The organism is Pseudomonas emilianonis, from assembly GCF_023072625.1.
Classification (GTDB): domain Bacteria; phylum Pseudomonadota; class Gammaproteobacteria; order Pseudomonadales; family Pseudomonadaceae; genus Aquipseudomonas; species Aquipseudomonas paraveronii.
Map to the genome: position 1 here is coordinate 1 of NZ_JAKNRV010000353.1, position 5,151 is coordinate 5,151.

Genomic DNA, 5,151 nt, shown 5'->3' on the forward strand with positions numbered 1-5,151 from the left:
TTCGGTTTCTTTTCGCATCGCTTCAGCCCCGACCCGGTCATCGAAGAGCGTGCCAAGTCGATGTTCAGCCTGCTGCTGCAGCGCGTGCGCGAACCCTTGCAGGCCAACGTGCCGAGGCCTGGGCCGTTGCGCATGTCGGCCGCCGACTCGGTCAAAACCGCGATTCTGTGCAACGACTCGACCTACTCCAGCGAAGACCTTTGGCAGCAAAAAGAAACCGAATCGCTCACCAAGTACCCGGTCGCCGGCAGCGCCCTTGAGGCGCGCCAATGCACCACCTGGCCGCGAAACCACAGCAAGGGCTTGCCTCACAAGGAACTCGCCCGGCTCGACAGCCTGCTGATGGTGCAGGCCGAATTCGACGACCACACCCCGTCCACCGGCGCCGCCTGGGCCTTTGAGCGCACGTTCCCGGCGAGCCGCGTACAGCTGAAGAACGCCTATGCCCACGGGGTTTCGTTCAGCGGCGTGAGTGCCTGTGTGAACCAGTGGGTAGGCGATTATCTGGTGCATGGAAACAAACCGCCGCGTTCGACGGTGTGTACGGATGCCACTGTGCAATGAATCTCCGTTTACGACCTTTCCATACCAGAAACGACACCCTGCGTTGACGCTACGGCCCAATCGTTATTAAGTGCTATTTATCCGCATTAATACGATAAATAGACCCCATGCTCACTCGCCCGCTACGACGCAAACGCCAGAAGCTGTCCGACGTGATTGTCGAGTCGGTCAAGCGCTCCATCGTCACCGACGCCTTGAAGCCCGGCGACCGCCTGCCCACCGAGCGCGAGCTGATGGAAAGTTTCCAGTGCTCCAAGGGCTCGGCCCGCGAAGCGCTCAAGGCCCTGGAAGTCGAAGGCCTGGTCAGCACGCGCACCGGCCCCAGCGGCGGGGCTTACCTGAACCAGGCCGGCACCGAACCGGCCAGCCGCGCGCTGCGCAATTACCTGCACTTCCAGCATCTGGATGGCGAGCAGGTGTACCAATTGCGCAAGGTCATCGAAGTGGAACTGGCGGTGTCGGTGCTCGGGCGCCTGAGCGAGGACGACTACCTGGCCCTGCAGGCCAACGTGGATTTTTGCAGTGCGCCGGAAGACAGCGAGGCCGGCCAGCGCGAACAACGCCTGGCGGAACTGGAGTTCCACAACCTGTTGGCCAAGGCCTGCCCCAACCCGTTGCTGAGCTTTATGGCGCAGTTTCTCAACGACCTGCTGCGCGACCTGGTGGTGCTGAAAAAAGCCTACAAGCCCAAGCGCAAGCAGTTCGACGCGGCCAACCTCGACTATCACAAGCAACTGTTGAACGCCTTTCGCACAGGCGATGAAAGCGCGGTGCGCAGCCTGATGCATGAACACATGTGCGACGCCGAACACCATATGACCGCCCTCGAAGGCCAGGTCAGCCCGCACTTTCTACTGGAGTTCGATCACTCTTAAGAACACCCCAGATCCAATGTGGGAGGGAGCTTGCTCCCGATGAGGCCGGCACCGCCAACATTTATATCGACTGACACACCGCTATCGGGAGCAAGTCGAATCGTCGCACCGCCCCTCCCACAGTTGACTGCATTCCAACCCGCACACTGCGTCACCCCCAATAACAGGCCTGCCCACAGGCCCTGCTCCACCGTATCGCCATTGCCACTCCTGCCAATAACTAAACCAGGGAGTCACCCCATGCAGCGTCGAACGTTATTGAAAGCCAGCCTCACCTTCGCCTCCGCCCTCAGCCTTCCGCTGAGCGTGCGTTCGGCATTCGCCGCCGAGCCCTTTACCCTTTACGGCCTCAAGTCCATGTCTGGCGCCTTTGCCAGCTATGGCAAGTTTGCCGACATGGGTTCGCGCCTGGCGGTGGAGCAGCACCCCGAGATTCTCGGGCGCCCGCTGAACTACAAGGTCATCGACACCGAAGGCAACGCGGGCAAGGCAGTACGCAAGGTGCAGGAAGCGATTGCGCAGGACGGCGCGCGGTTCTTCCAGGGCTGCACCTTGTCATCATCGGCGCTGGCGGTGGCCAAGGAAGTCGACAAGGCCGGCGGCGTGTTCATGACCCCGGTGGGTGCCGATGAAGTCACCGGCAAAGACTGCAACCGCGCGACCTTCCGCTGGTCGGTGCCCACCTACGGCGCGATCCGCGAAACCCTGGTGCCGCTGATCAAGCTGCTGCCGGACGCCAAGCGCTGGTACACCATCACCCCACAATACGTGTTCGGCGAAGCCTTGCTCGAAGGCGCCAAAAACGTGCTTAAGGAACACGGCCTGGAACACGTCGGCAACAGCTACCACTCGCTGCAGGAGCAGGAATTCTCCGGCTACCTGACCAACGCCATCTCCACCAAACCCGACGTGCTGGTGCTGCTCAACTTCGGCAGCCAGTCGTCCAACACCCTGCGCCAGGCGGTCAACTTCGGGATCAAGGAGCGCATGAAAGTGCTGCTGGTGTGGTCCGCCGGCCTCGACCAGTTCCAGGAACTGGGCAGCGACATACTCGAAGGCGTGTACCTCGGCGCGCAGTACTGGCACCAGGTCGACAGCCCGCTCAACCGCGAACTGGTCAAGCTGACCCAGGCCAAGTACGGCATCAACCCCACCTACCCGCTGGCCGCCGACTACATCAGCACCAAGGTCATGCTCGATACCATCATCGCCACCGGCAGCTTCGATGGGCCGACCGTGGCCAAGGCCATGCAGGGCCTGAGTTTCGAGGGCCCCACCGGCAAGGAGTCGATCCGCGCCGGCGACCACCAGGTGATCAAGGATTACTACCTGCTGATCGGCAAGGCCGCTGCCGACATGGCCGACAAGGACGACCTGGCCAAGGTGCTCAGCGCCGGCCAGTCATTCCCGCCGGTCGAGGCCACGGGCTGCACGCTCGCCTGACCCCCTGAATATTGCACCGCAGGGCCGCGCGAGCGGCTTCCTGCCGAGGGTTCCTGCATGCTCAATCTTTACCTGTTCCAGATACTCAATGGCCTTGGCCTGGGGATGATCTACTTCCTGATCGCGGTCGGGCTGACGATCATTTTCGGCCTGCTCAACTTCGTCAACTTCGCCCACGGCGCGTTCTTTCTGCTCGGCGCGTACATCTGCTACACCGCCGTGAGCCTCACCGGCAGCTTCTGGCTGGCGCTGCTGCTCGCACCGCTGGTGGTGGCCGCGCTGGCGTGGGTGATCGAGCGCTTGCTAATCCAGCGGATTTATCACTTGCCGCACATGTTCCAGATCCTGGTGACGCTGGGGATCGCGCTGATCATCCAGGAAGCCAGCGTGATGATCTGGGGCCCGGTGGGCAAAAGCGTCGCCGTGCCGGACCTGCTGCGCGGGGTGCTGGTGCTGGGCGATTTCGTCTATCCCTACTACCGCCTGTTCCTCATCGTGTTTTCCGGGCTGGTGGGCCTGGGCCTGTGGCTGCTGCTGGAACGCACACGCTTCGGCGCACTGGTGCGCGCCGGCAGTGAGAGCACCGAAACCGTATCGCTGCTCGGCACGAATATCTTCCGCCTGTTCTCCATGACCTTTGCCTTAGGCGTCGGCCTGGCCGGCATGGCGGGCGTATTGTTCGCACCGTTGCGCGGCGCCCAGCCCTTTGTCGGCCCGGAAATTCTCGGGATCGCCTTTGTGGTTGTCGTCATCGGCGGCATGGGCTCCTTCAGCGGCGCGCTGGTCGGCGGTTTGCTGGTGGGCGTGGTGCAAAGCCTGATGACCACACTCTGGCCCCAGGGTGCGAGCCTGATGATCTACGGCGCGATGGCCGTGGTGATTCTGGTGCGCCCCTACGGCCTGTTCGGGAGAGCCTGACATGAGCGAGAAAAACCCCCTGCCGTTTGCCAAGACCCAATCCAAAGCGATGTTGCTGTGGGTGCTGGCAGTGCTGATCGGCCTGCCGCTGATCCTGCCCTCGGCGACCCTGGCCAGCGAGATCCTGATCTTTGCCATGGCCGCCCTGGCCTGCAACCTGTTGCTGGGCTACACCGGGCTACTGTCGTTCGGCCAAGGCATCTTCTTTGGTGCCGGCGCGTACTGCGCGGCACTGCTGATGATCCATCTGCAAATGGGCTTGTTCACGGCCCTGTTGGGCGCTGCGATTGCCGGCGGTTTCCTCGCGCTGCTGGTCGGCGCCCTGGCGATCCGCCGCACCGGCATCTACTTCGTCATGCTGACGCTCGCGTTCAGCCAGATGGCGTACTTCGTGGCCTACACCTTGAGCGACTGGACCGGCGGCGACAACGGCCTGCTCAGCGTACCGCGCCCGGAGATCCGCATCGGCGACAGCGTTTTGCTGTCGTTGGCCGACGCCCGCGCGTTCTACGGTTTTGTCGCGGTGCTGTTCCTGCTGATCTTCATCGGCGCACGCCGCGTCATTGCCTCGCCGTTCGGCAGCACGCTGATGGCGATCCGCGAAAACGAAACCCGTGCCTCGGCCATCGGCTATGACACGCGCCACTTCAAGATCCTGGTGTTCGTGCTGTCCGGCGCGGTCACCGGGATTGCCGGGGCGCTGTACGCCATGTTGTTGCACTTTGTGCCGCTGTCGAATATCGACCTGGCGATGTCCGAGAACATCCTGATCATGACCATCGTCGGCGGCACCGGCTCGCTGTTCGGTTCGTTGCTGGGCGCCGGTTCCATCGTGCTGCTGGGGGATTTCCTCTCCGACCTGTGGCCGCGCTGGCTGATGCTGCTGGGGGTGATCCTAATCCTGGTGGTGATCTTCATGCGTGGCGGGTTGTGGGGCGGCCTGGCGTCGCTGTTCGAGAACGTGCGCGGCCGCCGCAAAGCTGCCGTCGTCGCCAAGGAGCAAGGGCTATGAGCATCCTGCTGGAAACCAAAGACCTGGAACTCGCCTACGGTGCGTTCCATGCGGTCAACGGCGTCAACCTCAAGGTCGAAGCCGGCACCATCCACACCATCATCGGCCCCAACGGCGCGGGCAAGACCAGCCTGTTCCACTGCCTGACCGGCGAGCGCCAGGCCACTGGCGGGGCGATCCATTTCGACGGCAAGAACCTGATGCGCAAACCGGCCCACGCCCGCGTCGGCCTGGGCATGGCGCGTTCGTTCCAGCTCACCAGCCTGTTCCAGAACCTGAGCGTGCGCGAAAACCTGCGCCTGGCCGCCCAAGGGCGCGACGGTGTACGCGCCTTGAATT

General features: G+C 63.0%; 6 protein-coding genes. All 6 read left to right on the plus strand.

Annotation, left to right across the window (positions count from 1 at the left end; all coding sequences use genetic code 11):
* Window positions 1-564, plus strand: a 564-nt coding sequence (locus tag L9Z73_RS24840; protein WP_247406712.1) for an alpha/beta hydrolase, incomplete at its 5' end; no start/stop codon positions are given.
* A 107-nt stretch (window positions 565-671) separates the two neighbouring features.
* Window positions 672-1,439: a FadR/GntR family transcriptional regulator gene (locus L9Z73_RS24845; RefSeq protein WP_247406715.1), complete on the plus strand. Its 768-nt coding sequence runs from the start codon at window positions 672-674 to the stop codon at window positions 1,437-1,439.
* A gap of 240 nt (window positions 1,440-1,679) precedes the next feature.
* Entirely contained in the window at window positions 1,680-2,882 is a 1,203-nt protein-coding gene (locus tag L9Z73_RS24850) for an ABC transporter substrate-binding protein (protein ID WP_247406718.1), read from the plus strand.
* A 57-nt stretch (window positions 2,883-2,939) separates the two neighbouring features.
* The gene (locus tag L9Z73_RS24855; protein ID WP_247406721.1) at window positions 2,940-3,800 is read left to right on the plus strand and encodes a branched-chain amino acid ABC transporter permease; all 861 of its coding nucleotides are present in this window, start codon (window positions 2,940-2,942) and stop codon (window positions 3,798-3,800) included.
* A gap of 1 nt (window position 3,801) precedes the next feature.
* Complete coding sequence (locus tag L9Z73_RS24860; RefSeq protein WP_247406724.1) at window positions 3,802-4,812, plus strand: branched-chain amino acid ABC transporter permease; 1,011 nt, start codon at window positions 3,802-3,804, stop codon at window positions 4,810-4,812.
* A partial coding sequence (locus L9Z73_RS24865) for an ATP-binding cassette domain-containing protein (protein WP_247406726.1) occupies window positions 4,809-5,151 on the plus strand: 343 nt, incomplete at its 3' end. The genes L9Z73_RS24860 and L9Z73_RS24865, both read left to right, overlap by 4 nt.